The organism is Geopseudomonas sagittaria, from assembly GCF_900115715.1.
GTDB lineage: Bacteria > Pseudomonadota > Gammaproteobacteria > Pseudomonadales > Pseudomonadaceae > Geopseudomonas > Geopseudomonas sagittaria.
In genome coordinates this window covers 80747-95387 of sequence record NZ_FOXM01000001.1, presented here as the reverse complement: position 1 = coordinate 95387, position 14641 = coordinate 80747, and the positions used below count along the sequence as shown (strand labels likewise).

At 70.4% G+C, this 14641-nt stretch carries 15 protein-coding genes; 7 read left to right on the top strand and 8 right to left on the bottom strand.

The window, feature by feature from the left end:
- Window positions 1-51 precede the first annotated feature (51 nt).
- Genes BM297_RS00440 through BM297_RS00430 form a run of 3 tightly spaced genes read left to right on the top strand, consistent with a single transcriptional unit; the run spans window position 52 to window position 1667 of the window.
- Window positions 52-732 (top strand): class I SAM-dependent methyltransferase, encoded by a 681-nt coding sequence (locus BM297_RS00440; protein WP_092427155.1) that lies wholly within the window; start codon window positions 52-54, stop codon window positions 730-732.
- Between the two features lie 3 nt (window positions 733-735).
- A complete protein-coding gene (locus tag BM297_RS00435) occupies window positions 736-1434 on the top strand; it encodes a lipopolysaccharide kinase InaA family protein (RefSeq protein WP_092427152.1) in 699 nt (232 codons plus the stop codon).
- 5 nt (window positions 1435-1439) lie between these two features.
- Complete coding sequence (locus tag BM297_RS00430) at window positions 1440-1667, top strand: hypothetical protein (protein WP_092427149.1); 228 nt, start codon at window positions 1440-1442, stop codon at window positions 1665-1667.
- A 66-nt stretch (window positions 1668-1733) separates the two neighbouring features.
- Here BM297_RS00430 and BM297_RS00425 read toward each other — a convergent pair whose 3' ends face one another.
- The 4 genes from BM297_RS00425 to BM297_RS00410 all read right to left on the bottom strand — a co-directional run bounded on the left by BM297_RS00425 (window position 1734) and on the right by BM297_RS00410 (window position 6893).
- Window positions 1734-2831 carry a DUF1513 domain-containing protein gene (locus tag BM297_RS00425; RefSeq protein ID WP_092427146.1) on the bottom strand — a complete coding sequence of 366 codons (1098 nt, stop codon included), beginning with the start codon at window positions 2829-2831 and terminating at the stop codon, window positions 1734-1736.
- 2 nt (window positions 2832-2833) lie between these two features.
- Window positions 2834-3910, bottom strand: a complete 1077-nt coding sequence (locus BM297_RS00420; protein WP_092427143.1) for an imelysin family protein — start codon at window positions 3908-3910, stop codon at window positions 2834-2836.
- A gap of 11 nt (window positions 3911-3921) precedes the next feature.
- The gene (locus tag BM297_RS00415) at window positions 3922-5349 is read right to left on the bottom strand and encodes a di-heme oxidoreductase family protein (RefSeq protein WP_092427140.1); all 1428 of its coding nucleotides are present in this window, start codon (window positions 5347-5349) and stop codon (window positions 3922-3924) included.
- A 200-nt stretch (window positions 5350-5549) separates the two neighbouring features.
- Window positions 5550-6893: an imelysin family protein gene (locus BM297_RS00410; RefSeq protein ID WP_092427137.1), complete on the bottom strand. Its 1344-nt coding sequence runs from the start codon at window positions 6891-6893 to the stop codon at window positions 5550-5552.
- Window positions 6894-7082: 189 nt separating this feature from the next.
- Between BM297_RS00410 and BM297_RS00405 the strand changes: the two genes are divergently transcribed.
- Together BM297_RS00405 and BM297_RS00400 are read left to right on the top strand one after the other, a co-directional pair.
- Entirely contained in the window at window positions 7083-7655 is a 573-nt protein-coding gene (locus BM297_RS00405) for a LemA family protein (RefSeq protein WP_092427134.1), read from the top strand.
- Complete coding sequence (locus BM297_RS00400) at window positions 7655-8554, top strand: hypothetical protein (protein ID WP_092427131.1); 900 nt, start codon at window positions 7655-7657, stop codon at window positions 8552-8554. Before BM297_RS00405 ends, BM297_RS00400 begins: the two co-directional genes overlap by 1 nt.
- A gap of 12 nt (window positions 8555-8566) precedes the next feature.
- Here the strand turns inward: BM297_RS00400 and BM297_RS00395 are convergent, their stop codons facing one another.
- The 3 genes from BM297_RS00395 to BM297_RS00385 form a co-directional block, all read right to left on the bottom strand.
- A complete protein-coding gene (locus BM297_RS00395; protein WP_092427128.1) occupies window positions 8567-10645 on the bottom strand; it encodes a putative bifunctional diguanylate cyclase/phosphodiesterase in 2079 nt (692 codons plus the stop codon).
- 187 nt (window positions 10646-10832) lie between these two features.
- Window positions 10833-11414, bottom strand: a complete 582-nt coding sequence (gene sodB / locus BM297_RS00390; protein WP_092427125.1) for a superoxide dismutase [Fe] — start codon at window positions 11412-11414, stop codon at window positions 10833-10835.
- 172 nt (window positions 11415-11586) lie between these two features.
- The gene (locus tag BM297_RS00385; protein WP_092427121.1) at window positions 11587-12198 is read right to left on the bottom strand and encodes a LysE/ArgO family amino acid transporter; all 612 of its coding nucleotides are present in this window, start codon (window positions 12196-12198) and stop codon (window positions 11587-11589) included.
- A 95-nt stretch (window positions 12199-12293) separates the two neighbouring features.
- Between BM297_RS00385 and BM297_RS00380 the strand changes: the two genes are divergently transcribed.
- Window positions 12294-13193: a LysR family transcriptional regulator ArgP gene (locus tag BM297_RS00380; RefSeq protein ID WP_092427118.1), complete on the top strand. Its 900-nt coding sequence runs from the start codon at window positions 12294-12296 to the stop codon at window positions 13191-13193.
- A gap of 9 nt (window positions 13194-13202) precedes the next feature.
- On the opposite strand, the gene BM297_RS00375 is transcribed toward BM297_RS00380, so the two are convergent.
- Window positions 13203-13535 (bottom strand): hypothetical protein, encoded by a 333-nt coding sequence (locus BM297_RS00375; RefSeq protein WP_092427115.1) that lies wholly within the window; start codon window positions 13533-13535, stop codon window positions 13203-13205.
- A gap of 222 nt (window positions 13536-13757) precedes the next feature.
- Between BM297_RS00375 and BM297_RS00370 the strand changes: the two genes are divergently transcribed.
- Window positions 13758-14615 carry an ATPase gene (locus BM297_RS00370; RefSeq protein ID WP_092427112.1) on the top strand — a complete coding sequence of 286 codons (858 nt, stop codon included), beginning with the start codon at window positions 13758-13760 and terminating at the stop codon, window positions 14613-14615.
- The last annotated feature ends 26 nt before the right edge of the window (window positions 14616-14641 follow it).

The window sequence follows — 14641 nt, the reverse complement described above, 5'->3', positions numbered from 1 at the left end:
TGACAGGCGCGGGCCTAGGCTGCCAGGGTCAGCAACAACCGGAGCGTCCCCATGCCCAAGTCCGTCGAACTCGAGTTCTCCCGCAAGTACGATGCGGAACACGCCCGCGAGTATTTCAACAAGCACCAGGACGGCCTGTCGCGGCGCCTGTCGCACTGGCGCGACGTGCAACTGGCGCGCCGTGCCCTGCAGCGTGCCGGCGATCCGGGGCTGGTCCTCGATCTGCCCTGTGGTGCCGGGCGCTTCTGGCCGCTGCTGGCGGAAAAGGCCAATCGGGTGATCATCGGCGCCGACAACTCGGCCCACATGCTGTTGATGGCCTGCGCCGGACAGCCGGCCGAGGTGGTCCAGCGGGTCAAGCCGCTGCAGACCTCGGCGTTCGCCATCGATCTGCCGGACAGTGCCGTCGACAGCATCTTCTGCATGCGCCTGCTGCACCATATCGGCGAGGCCGGCGACCGGCAGACCCTGCTGCGCGAGTTCCACCGGGTGAGTCGCGACAGCGTGATCATCTCGCTGTGGGTGGATGGCAACTACAAGGCCTGGAGGCGCCGGCGCCTCGAGCAGCGCCGTCAGGCCGAAGGCAAGCTTGGTGGCTACCAGAACCGTTTCGTCGTGCCGCAGGCGCAGATCGAGCGCGAGTTTGCCACCGCCGGTTTTCGCATCGATAGCCACTACGACTTCCTGCCGGGCTACGCCATGTGGCGGGTCTATGTGCTGCGCAAGGCCTGAGCCATGGGCAGCCTTCTGGCAAGTCTGCAGGCAATGCCGCAGGAACAGGCCTTCGACCGCTGGCTGGCAGAACCCGGCGAGTGGGTCGAGGCACCCAACGAGCGCCGCGGCGGCATGAGCGGGGTGCAGCGTGTGCGCAGCGGCGATGGTCGCCTGCTGTATCGCAAGCAGCAGGTCGATCACGATTATCGCGACTGGCGGCATCCGCTCGGCGAACCGACCGTGTTGCGTGAAGAGCGCGCCCTGCGGGCTTTCGCCGCACTCGGCGTGCGGGTGCCGCAGCTGCTGTTCTGCGCTACCCGGCGCCGGCACGGTCACCGGCTGGGGCTGCTGGTCACCGCCGCGCTGGACGGATTCACCAGCCTGGAGGACTGCTATGCCCGTGGCGAGCAGCTGCGCTGGGACGCGGCCTTGCAGGCGCGCATCTTCCACCAGCTGGGCGAAATGCTGGCGCGCCTGCATCGGGCACGCTGGCAGCATGGCTGCCTGTATCCCAAGCACATCTTTGTGCGGATCGATACCGATGGTCGGGTCGAACTGGCCCTGCTCGACCTGGAGAAGAGCCGGCGTCGGCTCAGCGCGCGGCGTGCAGCGCGCCATGACCTGCGCCAGCTGCGCCGCCACTCGTCGTGGGGTGAACAGGAGTGGCGCAGTCTCGGCTACGGTTACCACTGTATCCCCGGCCACCGTATCGAGGTGTAGGCAAAATGGCACGGTTCATCATCCGCGGCCTGTTCCTGGCGGCGGCGTTCGGAGTGGCCACGCAGGCCGTGGTCAGTTGGTGGGAGCCGGGGCTGACGGTGATCCGCAGCAGCGATCTGGCCCACCAGCCGCTGGCGCAGAGCAGCCCGAATGCCGCGCAGCAGGAACGCAGGGAGACCGACCCGCAGGGATTGCTGATGCTGTACCAGCTGGTGCATGGCATGCGCAGCTGAAGTCGCCCGCGCACCGAGCGAACATGGCCGTCCAGCGAAGTGGGCGGCCATGTTCGTTTCAGGGGGTCAGGCCAGGCGCAGGTGGTTGTCCCACAGCCCCGCCGGCAGCTGCAGCGCCTGCATGCGGATCTCCGCCTGTCGGCAATCGTACAGGCGGCAGCGGCCCTGCCCGGAGCTGACCACGAAGCCCTCGGTGCAGGCGGCCACGCCGGCGCAGTCGGGCAGCGGCGCGTCCAGGCGCAGTGCGGCGCTGTCCAGATCCCAGATGAACACCCGGTTGCCGCGCGGCGCGGTGATCGCCAGCAGGCGCAGCCCGCTGTGGATCGCCACGCTGGCGGTGTACTGGTGCATGGCCAGGCGCTGCGCCTCGCCCAGCGGGAAGGCCTGGAACGCCTGGCCGGGACGCTTGATCGCCACCAGCGGCGCGGCGTCGGCGGGATCGCCCTCGTACTGCTGGCCGCTGACCACGGTGCCGTCGCTGGCCACCGCCAGGTGGCGCACGCTGTTCATCCGTTCGGGCAGCTGCTCCTTGCTGAGCAGGGTGCCGTCGCGCTGCAGCAGGACCAGGCTCGGCTCCATGGCCTCGAGGTTCATCTTCTCGCGGCTGTCGGCCTCGGTGCGGATGCCGCCGTTGGCCACCACCAGGCGTTCGCCGTCGGGCAGCCAGAGCAGCTGGTGCGGGCCGACGCCGTGGCTCGACAGCTCGTCGACCCGCTGCAGCTGGTTGCCGGCCAGGCGCCAGACGCCGATCACCCCGCGGCCGGGCTCTGCAGTGTCGTTCTCGGTGCTGTACAGCCACTCGCCGCCGCGGTGGAACACCGCGTGGCCCTGGAAGTGGCGCTGCGCCGGACTGGCGAGGGTCTGCAGCAGGCGGCCGTCACGGGTGTCGATCAGGTAGCTCTCGCGGCTCGGCCGGCGGCCGACGAACAGCGCCAGCGGCAGCGTCGGGTGCGGCACCACGTCGTGGCAACGCTCGGCGACCGGGGTGGCGAACTGCCGCTGGCCGTCGAGACGGTAGCCGACCGCGTAGTGCCGGCCGTCGGCATCGTTGCGCGCCGACAGCAGCAGCGGCGCCTGACCGGTGCGGCGGCCGAGGGTCCAGCCGCCGAGGGCGGAGGCGGCGAGCAGGGCGCCGCCGAGGCCGAGGAAGGTGCGTCGTTGCATGCTCAGTCGCCGTCGTGGGCGTTGAAGCCCAGCTGGATGTCCAGGGCCTTGGCCAGCTCGCTCTCGTGCAGGCGGTGCAGGCTGTCGAGGCTGTCGTACAGCTCGCCCAGGCTGGCGCGGCCGGCCTCGTTGGCGAGCAGCGCGCTCAGCGGCTGGCCGAGGGCGGCGATGCGCTGGCGGGTTTCGCTATAGGCGGCGTCGATGCGCGTGGCCAGGTCGGCCTGCTCGGCCGTCAGCAGGCTGCGCGCGCCGTCGCCATTGGCTCCGCGCCACAGCGCCTCGGCGCTGGCCAGGCTGGCGTCGAGGCTGGCCAGCGAGGCGCCGCTGCGCCAGGCCTCGGCCTGGTAGGGCTGCGCGGTCTTGCCGCGGGCCAGCGGGGTGCCGAGTTTCTTCTTCAGGCCGTCGAGGGCGCTGACCTGCACGCGCAGCAGTTCGGCGACCGCCTCGCGGCCTTCGGCGTAACGCGCGTTGGGGAAGCTCTTCAGCTGGCTGGCCATGCCCTGCTCGCCGAGCCAGGCCGCCAGCACGCGGGCCGAGAGCGCCTGCTGGTGGCTGCCGATGGCCAGCAGCAGCGGACAGTAGCGGCGCTTCTGCTCGAGGTCGGCGAGATCGACGTCCTGGTCGAACAGCAGGTATTCGTAGGCGGTCAGGCCCTGCACCACCACGCTGGCCTGCTCCAGGTCGGCCTGCCTGAGTTGCGGCTTGCTGGTCAGCAGGCTGTTGACCTGGCGGGCCACCAGGTTCTTCTTGTCCGGCCAGAACTGCACCTGCCAGGCCAGGTTGCCCTCGCTCAGCGGGCCGACGGCCAGCGGCTGCAGCGCCGCCCAGGCCGAGTGGGCGGCGAGGTAGGCCTGGCGTGCGCTGGCCAGGTCCTGCTCGCCGGCGCAGAGGGCGCGGGCGCTGTCGGCCAGCTGGCGGTCGCTGTCGGTCCAGCGGGTGTAGGCCGGCAGCAGCACGGCGTCGGTCAGCGCGGCGCTGGCGGCGGCGAAGGGTTCCTTCTTTTCCTTGGGCGGCTCGTTCGGCGAGCAGCCGGCGAGGACGGTCAGCAGGGCCAGGGAAAGCAGGGCGGGGCGCAGCATGAAGTGCTCCTTTACAGGGAATCGAGGAAGGCCAGCAGGGCGGCGCGCTGCTCGGCATCGAAGGCCATCACCGCCTGGCGGGCGCCTTCGGCTTCGCCGCCGTGCCAGAGGATGGCCTCCAGCAGGTTGCGCGCGCGGCCGTCGTGGAGGAAGCGGGTGTGGCCGTTGACGGTTTCGGTCAGGCCGATGCCCCACAGCGGCGGGGTCCGCCATTCGCGGCCGCTGGCCTGGAATTCGGGGCGATTGTCCGCCAGCCCGTCGCCCATGTCATGCAGCAGCAGGTCGCTGTAGGGACGGATCAGCTGGTTGGCCAGCTCGGGCTCGGCGGCCTGCGCGGCGGTGGTGAACTTCGGCGTGTGGCAAGCCTGGCAGCCGGCCTGGTGGAACAGGCCCTTGCCCTTGAGCACCTGCGGATCGTCGACCTGGCGGCGCGCCGGCACGGCCAGGTTGCGGGTGTAGAACAGCACCTGGGCGAGGATGTGCTCGCTGACCTCGGGCGCGCCGCCGTGCGGCAGGTCCAGGCACTCCGCCTGGGCGGCGCTGCAGCTGCTGCCGGCGATCAGCGTGGTGGACAGGCCCATGTCGTTGAAGAAGGCATCGGCGTTCTGCTGGTTGAGCGACGGCTGGCCGGCCTTCCAGCCGAAGCGGCCGAGGCGGGTGCTCTGGCTGGCGTGGTCCCAGACCAGGTTGGCGCGGCCGGAGATGCCGTCGCCGTCCGTATCGTCCGGATCGGCATTGGCCAGCAGCGCGGCCTCGGGGATCGCCTCGAGCAGACCCAGGCCGATCATCGGCGGCGCCACGCGCAGGGAGAACAGGGTGTGCGGGTGCAGTGCGCCGTAGCCCAGCTGGCTGATCTGCAGCTCGGGTTTCTGCAGCTCGACCACTGTGCCGTCCTTGAGGGGGACCCGCTCTGTCGTGTAGCTGACCCGCAGCTTGCCTTCCGGGGCCGCGCCGGGAATCGCCATGTCCTGCAGCTGGCCGCCGTAGACCGGCTCGGCAATCAGCCCCTGGCGTTCGAGCAGGTGCGCCTGGCCGGGCTGGGCGGGAATCGACAGGCGCACCAGGCTGGACACCGCGTTGTCGGTGGCGCTGCCCGGCGGATGGCCGCGGCCGTCCTTGATGTGGCAGTTCTGGCAGGCGTTGGTGTTGAACAGCGGGCCGAGGCCGTCGCGGGCGTCGGTGGAGGCGGGGGCGATCACCCAGGGATTGCGGAAGAAGCTGTTGCCGACGCTGAAGTCCAGACGGCGGCTGGGCGAGAGGTTGGCCGAGGGCAGCGAGTAGGCGTTCTGGTCGGCCTTGCTGACCGTGGCGCTGCCGCCGGACAGTTGCTCGCCCGGCTCGGCGGTGGTGAAGCGCGGTGTCTCGGTCTGCTCGCAGGCGGCCAGGGCGAGGCCCAGGACCAGTGTGCCGAGCAGGCGCAGGACAGGCGGAACGGGCATGGCGATGGATCTCCCCGGGTGCCGAAAGGTGGTCGCAGTGTAACAGCGTGTTTCGGTGCAAATAAGAAATTTTTTCATTTGCAGCGAGCGACTGGCGGGTAGCAGGGCACGGCGGACGGGGCTTGCCGGGCCGGTGCGGCGCAGGGCCGCACCGTCGGCGGGAGCGGGGCACAGGCCCGCGCTCCCGGCGCAGGGAACACTCAGAACTGGTGGTCGGCGGTTTCCGGATTGAGCTCGCCGATGCCCAGCTTGCCGGCCGCCTGTTCGATGCTGGCGGTCTGCTTGACCAGCCCGGCGATGGCGGCGCGGATCAGCTGCTGGCCGGCGGCGTTGTCGGCGGCGATCAGCTGGTCGAAGTGCACGCCATCCTTCTCGGCGCTGTCCACCAGCTTCTGCAGCGCGGCCTGGGTGGCGTCCAGGTCGGCCTTGAGCGCGGCGTCGGCCTGGGCGTCGGCCTTGGCCACCAGCGCCGACAGGCTCGGGCCGCCGAGCAGGCTGCCGTCGACACGTTGGTACTCGCCGAGGTAGACGTTGCGGATACCCAGGGCATTGTAGAAGTGCGCGTTGTGGGTGTTGTCGCTGAAGCAGTCGTGCTCGTCCTCGGTGGAGTTGGCCTCCAGAGCCACCTTCATGCGCTCGCCGGCCAGCTCGCCGAGCGACAGGCTGCCCATGCCGAACAGCATCTTGCGCAGGCCGTTCTCGGCCGGCTCGGCCTCCAGCTTGGCGCGGTAGTTGTCGGCCACGCCGGCCTGCCACTGGCCGACCATGTACTCGAGGTCGCTGACCAGCAGCGCGGTGGCGGCCTTGAGGTATTCGCGGCGGCGCTCGTTGTGGCCGCCGGTGGCGCCCTCGCCGAGCAGGTAGTCGCTGGCCGGACGGTTGCCGGCGCCGGGGTTGCTGCCGTTGAGGTCCTGGCCCCAGAGCAGGAATTCGATGGCGTGGTAGCCGGTGGCGACGTTGGCTTCCGAGCCGCCCAGCTCGTTGAGGCTGGCCAGCAGCTCGCCGGTGATGGCGCTGGCGTCGAGCTGGTCCTCGCCGACCTGGACCTGGGTGTTGGCGATCAGGTTGGCGGTGGCGCCCGGGTTGCCGAGGGCATGCTGGTAGTCGGCGGCGACGTAGTCGATCAGGCCCTCGTCCAGCGGCCAGGCGTTGAGCTGGCCTTCCCAGTCGTCGACCACCGGATTGCCGAAGCGGAACACCTCGCTCTGCATGTAGGGCGCGCGGGCGGCGATCCAGGCGGCGCGGGCGGCCTGGAGATTGGCCTCGTTCGGCGCGGCGAGCAGGGCATCGACGGCCTGCTGCAGGGCCTGCGCGGTGCTCAGGGCATCGCCGAACACCGCGGCGACCAGTTCGGCGTAGTGGCTGACCACCGCCCTGGCGGCCGCCGGGTCGATGCTCGCCGCGGTGGCGACCGCCGCAGCCTGCGGGGCGGCGGTCGGAGCGCTGGTCTGGGCAGGGGCCTCGGCCTTCTGGTCCTCGCCGCAGCCGGCGAGCGCGATGGACAGGGCGAGCAGGCTGCTGGCGAGCAGAGGGTAGCGGGGCATGCGGCAATCCTTGTGTGGGCAACGGGGGAGCGGCTGAGAAAGCCTTTCGAAACATAATGCGAAATATTCGCATCAAAGGGAAGGGCTATCGCGCGTCATCGCGCGGGGCACTTTTGCCTGTGCACTATCGCTCGGCTGCGCCAGCGGCGCGCCGCTACAATGGCCGCCATTTCACAGGGAGCTTCGCCCATGAGTCTGAGCACTGTCGCCTTTCTGGTGGCCATCGTCCTGCTGGCCGGCTACGCCGTGCTGATCTACAACGCGCTGGTGCGCCTCAAGCACGGGGTGGGCAAGGCCTGGTCGAACATCGACGTGCTGCTGCGCCAGCGCCACGAGGAGCTGCCCAAGCTGGTGGAAACCTGCCGCCAGTACATGCAGCACGAGCGTGGCACCCTCGAGGCGGTGACCGCCGCACGCAGCGCGGTGGCCAGTGCCCGCGAGCAGGGCGACATGGCCGCCCTCGGTCGCGCCGAGAGCGGCCTGCGTCTGGGCCTTGGCCAGCTGTTCGCGCTGGCGGAAAACTACCCGCAGCTCAAGGCCAACGAGAGCTTCCAGCACCTGCAGCAGCGCATCACCGGGCTGGAGAACGGCATCGCCGACCGCCGCGAGCTGTACAACGAGTCGGTCAACCTCAACAACGTGCGCATCGAGCAGTTCCCCGACGTGCTGATTGCGCGGATGTTCGCCTTTAAGGCCGCCGACCTGCTGCAGTTCAGCGAGGCGGAGAAGGCCGACGTCGACCTCAGGCAGCTGTTCGGCTGATGGCGGTCGATCCGGGCCTGCTGGTCGGCCTCGGCATGGCCGGCGCGGCGAGTCTCGGCGGCGGCTGGTGGTGCCTGCGTCGCCTGGCCCAGGCGCGCCTGCTGGAGGACATGCCGACCTCGAAGATCCGCTCGGCGGCGCAAGGCTACGTCGAGCTGTACGGCGTGCTGCAGGCGGGGCCGGGCGAGCCGCTGAGTGCGCCGCTGACCGGCAAGCCGTGCCTGTGGTGGCGCTACCGCATCGAGGAGTACCGCGAGAGCGGCAAGAGCAAGTCCTGGCGGCTGCTCGAGTCGGCCAGCAGCGAGGGCTGGCTGAGCCTGGCCGACAGCTCCGGGCAGTGCCTGATCAACCCGCTCGGCGCCGAGGTGCGGCCGGCGCGCCGCGAGAGCTGGCACGGCGATCGCCGCCACCCGCGCCGCGAGGACCGTCACGGTCTGCTCGGCCAGCTGCTGGGCATGGGCAAGCGCTACCGCTACATCGAGGAGCGTCTGCACGCCGGCGACCCGCTGTACGCGCTGGGCGAGTTCCGCACCAGCGGTGGCGGACGCCAGGGGCTGGACCTGGCCGCCGCGCAGGCGGCGGTGGTGCGCGAGTGGAAGCAGGACTTCCAGGGCCTGCTGGGGCGCTTCGATCGCGATGGCAACGGCGCGCTCGACGATCAGGAGTGGCGCCTGGTGCGCCTGGCGGCGCAACTGGAGGCCGAGGACCGCCACCGCGCGGCGAGTGGCGCCCCGGAGCAGAACCACCTGCGCCGCCCGCAGGAGGCATTGCCGTTCCTGCTCTCCTGCAAGGGCGAGGACGAGTTGGCCCGCGCCTTCCGCTGGCAGGCGCTGGGGGGCGCGCTGCTCTGCCTGGGCGGGGCGCTGGCGCTTACCTGGCTGCTGACCCGCGGCGCCTGAACGGCGGCAGGCTCAGTCGACGGCGAACGGCAGCGGCGCTGCGCCGGGCGCGCGCTGGCGCCGCGCGGCATTGAGCATGAAGCGGGTCACCTCGAGCGCCGGCAGCGGCCGGCAGTGCAGGTAGCCCTGGCTCTCGTGGCAGCCGTGCGCGATCAGGTAGGCCTCCTGCTCGGCGCTTTCCACGCCTTCGGCTATCACCGTCATGTTCAGGTTGTGCGCCAGCTGGATGATGGTGCGCACCAGGGTGGCGTCGTCCTCGCTGTGGGTCAGGTCGCGCACGAAACTGCGGTCGATCTTGATCTTGTCCAGCGGTAGGGTCTTCAGGTAGCTCAGCGACGAATAGCCGGTGCCGAAGTCATCGATCGCCAGCAGCACCTTGGCCAGGCGCAGGCTGTGCAGTTGCTGCGCGGCACCGGCGACATCGGTCATCAGGCCGGTTTCGGTGATTTCCAGTTCGAGGCTGTGCGCCGGCAGGCCGTGGCGCTGCAGCAGGCCGCTCACCTGGCGCGGCAGCTTGTCGCTGCGCAGTTGTGCGGTGGACAGGTTGACCGCCATGCGCAGCCCGGCGAGGCCCTGCGCGTGCCAGTCGCGCAGCTGGCGGCAGGCGCGCTCCAGCACCCAGTCGCCGATCTCGAGGATCAGGCCGTTCTGCTCGGCGAGTGGGATGAACTGGTCCGGCGGGACGAAGCCCAGCTGCGGATGCCGCCAGCGCAGCAGCGCCTCGACCGCGACGATCCGCTGGTCGGCTGCCGCCACCTGCGGCTGGTAGTACAGCTCCAGCTGGCCGTTGTGCAGCGCCTGGCGCAGGTCGTGTTCCAGCTGGCGGCGGCGACGGATCTCGCGGTCGCGGCTGGCGAGGAAGAACTGGTAGTGGCTGCGCGCGCCCTGCTTGGCCAGGGTCATGGTCTGCTCGGCGCGCTGCAGCAGGCGCTCGCTGCTGTCGGCGTCTTCGGGGTACAGGGTGATGCCGAGCGTGGCGCGCAGGCTGATGGCGTGGCTGTCGATCAGCTGCGGTCGCGCCAGCTCGTCGAGCACCCGCTGGGCCAGCTCGGCGGCCTCGTAGGTCTGCTCGAGGGCGATCTGAACCAGGGCGAACTGGTCGCTGCCCAGGCGCGCCAGGCTGCCCAGGCGCGGGTCGAGGGCGCGCAGGCGCTCGGCGACGCCGATCAGCAGGCGGTCGCCGCTCTGGTAGCCGTACTTCTCGTTGAGCAGGTTGAAGTCGTCGAGGCCGAGGCAGAGCACCGCCACGCGGCCCTGGGTGCGCGCGCTGTCGCGGAGGATCTGTCCCAGCTGCTGCTGCAGCAGCTGGCGGTTGGGCAGGCCGGTCAGCGGGTCGAACTGGGTCAGGCGCTGCAGATGGCTTTCCGCTTCGCGGCGCTGCTGGCCGTGGCGGGCGATGCCGGCGAGCAGCCGATTGGTGCTGTCGACCCAGCGGCCCAGTTCGTCGCGCGCGTGGCCCTGGAGTGGCGCCAGCGGGTTGAGGTCCGGGCGTTGCGGGTCGATGCGGGCGATGTGCTCGAGCAGCCGGCCGAGCGGGCGGCTCAGCTGCCAGCGGTAGAGCAGCAGCAGCGCCAGACCCAGCAGCAGGACGCGACTGAGCGCGGCGGTGAGGAGGACGCCGGCATTGGCGAGGAACTCGTTGGCCCGGTCGGCGCTGTCGAGCGTCAGCGCCAGCTCGCCGTAGTGCTGCTGGCGCGGCGCCGGGCCGCTCAGCGGCATGGCGAAGTGTCGCTCGCGACCGAACAGCGGGTCGCTCAGCCAGGCGTGCGCCGCTGCGGTCGCCGCGCGCTCGCGGGCCGCCAGCGCGACGCCGCTGCCGTCGAGAATGTGCGCCTGGCGGACCCCGGGATGGCCGAGCAGGCCTGCCACCACCTGCCGGGCCAGGAGCGGATCGCGACGATAGGCCGCCTGGATCGAGGCGTCGCGGAACATGTCGAGGAGCTGCGTGCCGTCGCGGTCGATGGCTTGGCGCGTCTGCCGCAGGTCGTAGGCGATCTGCGCGGCGCCGAGCAGCAGGTCGAGCACGATGGCGGCCAGCAGGGCCAGGCCTAGCAGCCGGTGCGAGAGACTTTTCCTGGCGTCAGACGACAACTGGACGTTTCCTTGTTTGGCGCTTCCTGCCCCGCGAAGCCGTGCGGAGTATTGGGAATTGCTCGGGAGGCGTCAAAGGGCAATGGCCAAGGTGCGAAATACTGCCGCTGGCCACCGGATGGGCTTCAAATGGTCCGTAAACGAAGAAGCCCGGCAAGGCCGGGCTTCGGTGGAGCGGTCAGGCGACTCAGGCGGCGTAGTTGGCAGCCACGAAGTCCCAGTTGACCAGGTTCCAGAACGCCTCGACGTACTTCGGACGCAGGTTGCGGTAGTCGATGTAGTAGGCGTGCTCCCACACGTCGCAGGTCAGCAGCGGAGTGTCGCCGCTGGTCATCGGGTTGCCGGCGCCGATGGTGCTGGCCAGGGCCAGGGAACCGTCGGCCTTCTTCACCAGCCAGCCCCAGCCGGAGCCGAAGGTGGCGATGGAGACCTTGCTGAATTCGGCCTTGAAGTTGTCGAAGGAGCCGAAGGCGGCGTTGATGGCGTCAGCCAGGGCGCCGGTGGGCTGGCCACCGCCGTTCGGCTTCATGCAGTTCCAGTAGAAGGTGTGGTTCCACACCTGGGCGGCGTTGTTGAAGATGCCGCCGGAGGAAGTCTTGACGATCTCTTCCAGGGTCTTGCCTTCGAACTCGGTACCCGGGACCAGGTTGTTCAGGTTGACCACGTAGGTGTTGTGGTGCTTGCCGTAGTGGTATTCCAGGGTCTCGGCGGAAATGTGCGGCTCGAGGGCGTTTTGTGCGTAAGGCAGCGGCGGCAGTTCGAAAGCCATGGGTTTATCTCCCTATCATCGTCAGGTGTATGCAAGCGCAAGGTGCGCGAAGCCGGCTCACGGGGCCGGCCTGGCCATTCCGTGACTACGGAACGGCCGCAGCGCTGGGGCGCGCCGTCGACCTCGGATCATAGCACCGGCCCCCCGCCTTATCCACGCAGCAGCCGTGGGGTTATGCGCTCCACAGCGGGCGCGCCAGCTGCACGGCAACCCCGAGCATCATGGCCGCCACGCCCAGTTCGATCAGCTGCCAGGTGCGCGGTCGCGCCAGCCAGGGGGCGAGCCGGGCGGCGCCGAGGGCGATGGCCGCGAACCACAGCAGCGAGGCGCTGGCCGCGCCCAGGGCATAGGCGCCGGGCACCGCCTGCTGGGCGCCGAGCGAGCCGATCAGCAGCACCGTGTCGAGGTAGACGTGCGGGTTGAGCAGGGTCACGGCGAGGGCGGCGAGCAGCACCGCGCGGCGCGAACGCGGCCCGCTCTGCACCTGCTGGGCGAGGCTCTGTGGCGAGCAGGCCCGGCGCAGCGCCTGGGCGGCATACCAGAGCAGGAAGGCGATGCCGCCCCAGCGGGCGATGGCCAGCAGCTGCGGACTCTGCGCCAGCGCGCTGGCCAGGCCGAACACGCCGGCGGTCATCAGCAGCGCATCGCACAGCACGCAGAGCGCGGCCACGCTCAGATGGTGCTCGCGGCGCAGGCTCTGGGCGAGGACGAAGGCGTTCTGGGCGCCGATGGCGATGATCAGGCCGGCTGCGACCAGCAGGCCGTTGCTGTAACTCTGCCACATCCGGGCAACTCCGCAGGGGAAAGGAGTGGCCACTCTAGGCAGCGTGGTTGTATAAGAGAAACGAATGTTGCTGATCAGGCATTAGGTAAATCGATATGTTCGACTACAAGCTGCTGGCCGCCCTGGCCACGGTGGTGGAGCAGGCCGGCTTCGAGCGCGCTGCGCAGCGCCTGGGCCTGTCGCAGTCGGCGGTGTCGCAGCGCATCAAGCTGCTGGAGATGCGCCTCGGCCAGCCGGTGCTGGTGCGCAGCGCGCCGCCGCAGCCCACCGCGCTGGGCCAGCGCCTGCTCAACCACGTGCAGCAGGTGCGTCTGCTCGAAGGCGACCTGCAGCAGCTGGTGCCGGCGCTGGACGAGGAGGGGCGGCCGGAACGCCTGCGCGTGGCGCTGAACGCCGACAGTCTGGCCACCTGGTGGGCGGAGGGGGTCAGCGGCTACTGCCAGGAGTCGGGCCTGCTGCTCGATCTGCTGGTGGAGGACCAAGCGGTGGGGCTCAAGCGCATGCGCGCCGGCGAGGTGGCCGCCTGCCTGTGCGCCACCGCCAGGCCGGTGGCCGGGGCACGGGCCCTGGCGCTGGGCGCTATGCGCTACCGGGCGCTGGCCAGCCCGCAATTCATCGCCCGCTACCTGGCCGACGGGGTCAGCGGCGCGGCGCTGGCGCGGGTGCCGGCCATCGTCTACGGCCCGGACGACCGTCTGCAGCATCGCTACCTGGCCGCGCTGGGCGTGGACGGCGGTTTCCTCCACCACCTGTGCCCGTCGTCCGAGGGCTTCGTGCGCATGACCGAGGCCGGCCTCGGCTGGGGACTGATTCCCGAGCTGCAGGTGGCCGGCCAGATCGCCGCGGGGCGTCTGCAGGAGGTGTTGCCGGGGCGGCCGGTCGACGTGCCCTTGTACTGGCACAGCTGGCGACTGGGCGGCGAGCGCCTGGACAGTCTCACCCGGCACGTCGCGCGCGCCGCCCGGCGCTGGCTGGTGGCGGCGGAGGAGGCGTGAGCCGTGCGCTCAGACGTAGATGCGCTGGCCGCGGTAGATGCGCACCTGGCGTTCCTCGCCGCCGGGCAGCGGCGCACTGGCGGCTGCCGGCGAGGGCACCTGGCCGCGATACAGCGGCTGCGCGCGCGGGTCCGCCGGCGCGGCTTCGGCGGGCGAGGTTCCGCTCAGGCGGGCCAGCTCTTCGCCAAGCTGGCGGGTCTGCAGCGAGTCGCTGAGCGCGCAGGCGGCCAGCAGGGCGCTGATCACGTCGCTCTGGCTGAGGTGAATGTCGGTCCCCAGCTCTTCACGCAGGCGGCGGCGCAGCTTCTGCATGCAATCGAGCACGGCCTTGTTCAGTTCCATGGGGTCTCTCCTTGGTGCTATCGCGGGTCTGCATGGGGTAATGCAAGCCTCATACCAGCTATTCCCGCCCGAACCGTGCGCCCTGCGGCGGGTCTGAATGGCGGACAGGCCTCGTTGCAGTGCACGCTGCACCGTGGCAAGGCGCCAAGCCTGCCCCAGTAGCCAGCCGGTATACTGCGCAGGCCCCCCGGATACACGGGCTCACTTACAGGTTGTGTTGGCATGCGTAACGACTCCCTCGACGAACTGGACGATCTGCCCAGTCTTACTTCCGATCGCCGTGACAGCGCTGATCCGGCCGATGAGCCGCCGGCCCCGCGGCTGCGTGCCGTGGCGCCGGCCGCCGTCGCCCCGCGCAGCGGCGCGGGACGGCTGCTGGGCGCGCTGGTCGCTGTGTTGCTGCTGGCGCTGGGTGGGCTGGCCCTGTGGAGCCAGCAGCAGATCGCCCGCATGGAGCAGCAGCTGGTGGCGACCCAGGAAAGCTTCGCGCGCATCAGCGAGGATGCCGCGGGGAGCCTGAAGGACATCTCCAGCAAGGTGGTGGCCACCGAGTCCAGCGTCACCAGCGAGAGCGAGGCGCTCAAGCTGCGCATCAGGCAGCTGGAGAACAAGCTGGCCCAGCTCGGCAAGCAGCAGCAGACCACCAGCGAGCAGCAGGGCAGCCAAGGCCGCCAGCTGGAACAGCTGCGCGGCGAGCTGAAGAGCCAGCAGGGCAGTGCCGCCCAGCTGGCTGCCGCGCTCAAGGAGCAGCAGGGCAGCGTCGCCGGTCTGGACGGTCGGCTGCAGAGCCTGGCCGGCGAGCAGGCGGCGCTGAAGGCGGCGCAGGGCGAGGTGGGCAAGCTGGAGAGCCGCCTGCAGGGCCTCGCGGGCGAGGTCGCCGCGCTGAAGAAGCAGGGCAACCCCAGTCAGGCGATCAGCCGCCTCGAGGCGGACCTGCTGGTGCTGCGCAGCCAGCTGGACAACCGTCCGGCGAGCACCGGCACGGCCGAGCTGGATGCCTTCCGCGCGCAGATGACCCGCAACATCACCGCCCTGCAGGCGCAGGTGCAGAATCTGCAGCAGCAGCTCAACGCCCGCTGACAGGCCGCGTGCGAGCTGCTGAAAAA

Coding starts and splice junctions, on each gene's coding strand:
- BM297_RS00440 (WP_092427155.1), top strand. CDS start 52: ATGCCCAAGTCCGTCGAACTCGAGTTCTCCCGCAAGTACGATGCGGAA.
- BM297_RS00435 (WP_092427152.1), top strand. CDS start 736: ATGGGCAGCCTTCTGGCAAGTCTGCAGGCAATGCCGCAGGAACAGGCC.
- BM297_RS00430 (WP_092427149.1), top strand. CDS start 1,440: ATGGCACGGTTCATCATCCGCGGCCTGTTCCTGGCGGCGGCGTTCGGA.
- BM297_RS00425 (WP_092427146.1), bottom strand. CDS start 2,831: ATGCAACGACGCACCTTCCTCGGCCTCGGCGGCGCCCTGCTCGCCGCC.
- BM297_RS00420 (WP_092427143.1), bottom strand. CDS start 3,910: ATGCTGCGCCCCGCCCTGCTTTCCCTGGCCCTGCTGACCGTCCTCGCC.
- BM297_RS00415 (WP_092427140.1), bottom strand. CDS start 5,349: ATGCCCGTTCCGCCTGTCCTGCGCCTGCTCGGCACACTGGTCCTGGGC.
- BM297_RS00410 (WP_092427137.1), bottom strand. CDS start 6,893: ATGCCCCGCTACCCTCTGCTCGCCAGCAGCCTGCTCGCCCTGTCCATC.
- BM297_RS00405 (WP_092427134.1), top strand. CDS start 7,083: ATGAGTCTGAGCACTGTCGCCTTTCTGGTGGCCATCGTCCTGCTGGCC.
- BM297_RS00400 (WP_092427131.1), top strand. CDS start 7,655: ATGGCGGTCGATCCGGGCCTGCTGGTCGGCCTCGGCATGGCCGGCGCG.
- sodB (WP_092427125.1), bottom strand. CDS start 11,414: ATGGCTTTCGAACTGCCGCCGCTGCCTTACGCACAAAACGCCCTCGAG.
- BM297_RS00385 (WP_092427121.1), bottom strand. CDS start 12,198: ATGTGGCAGAGTTACAGCAACGGCCTGCTGGTCGCAGCCGGCCTGATC.
- BM297_RS00380 (WP_092427118.1), top strand. CDS start 12,294: ATGTTCGACTACAAGCTGCTGGCCGCCCTGGCCACGGTGGTGGAGCAG.
- BM297_RS00375 (WP_092427115.1), bottom strand. CDS start 13,535: ATGGAACTGAACAAGGCCGTGCTCGATTGCATGCAGAAGCTGCGCCGC.
- BM297_RS00370 (WP_092427112.1), top strand. CDS start 13,758: ATGCGTAACGACTCCCTCGACGAACTGGACGATCTGCCCAGTCTTACT.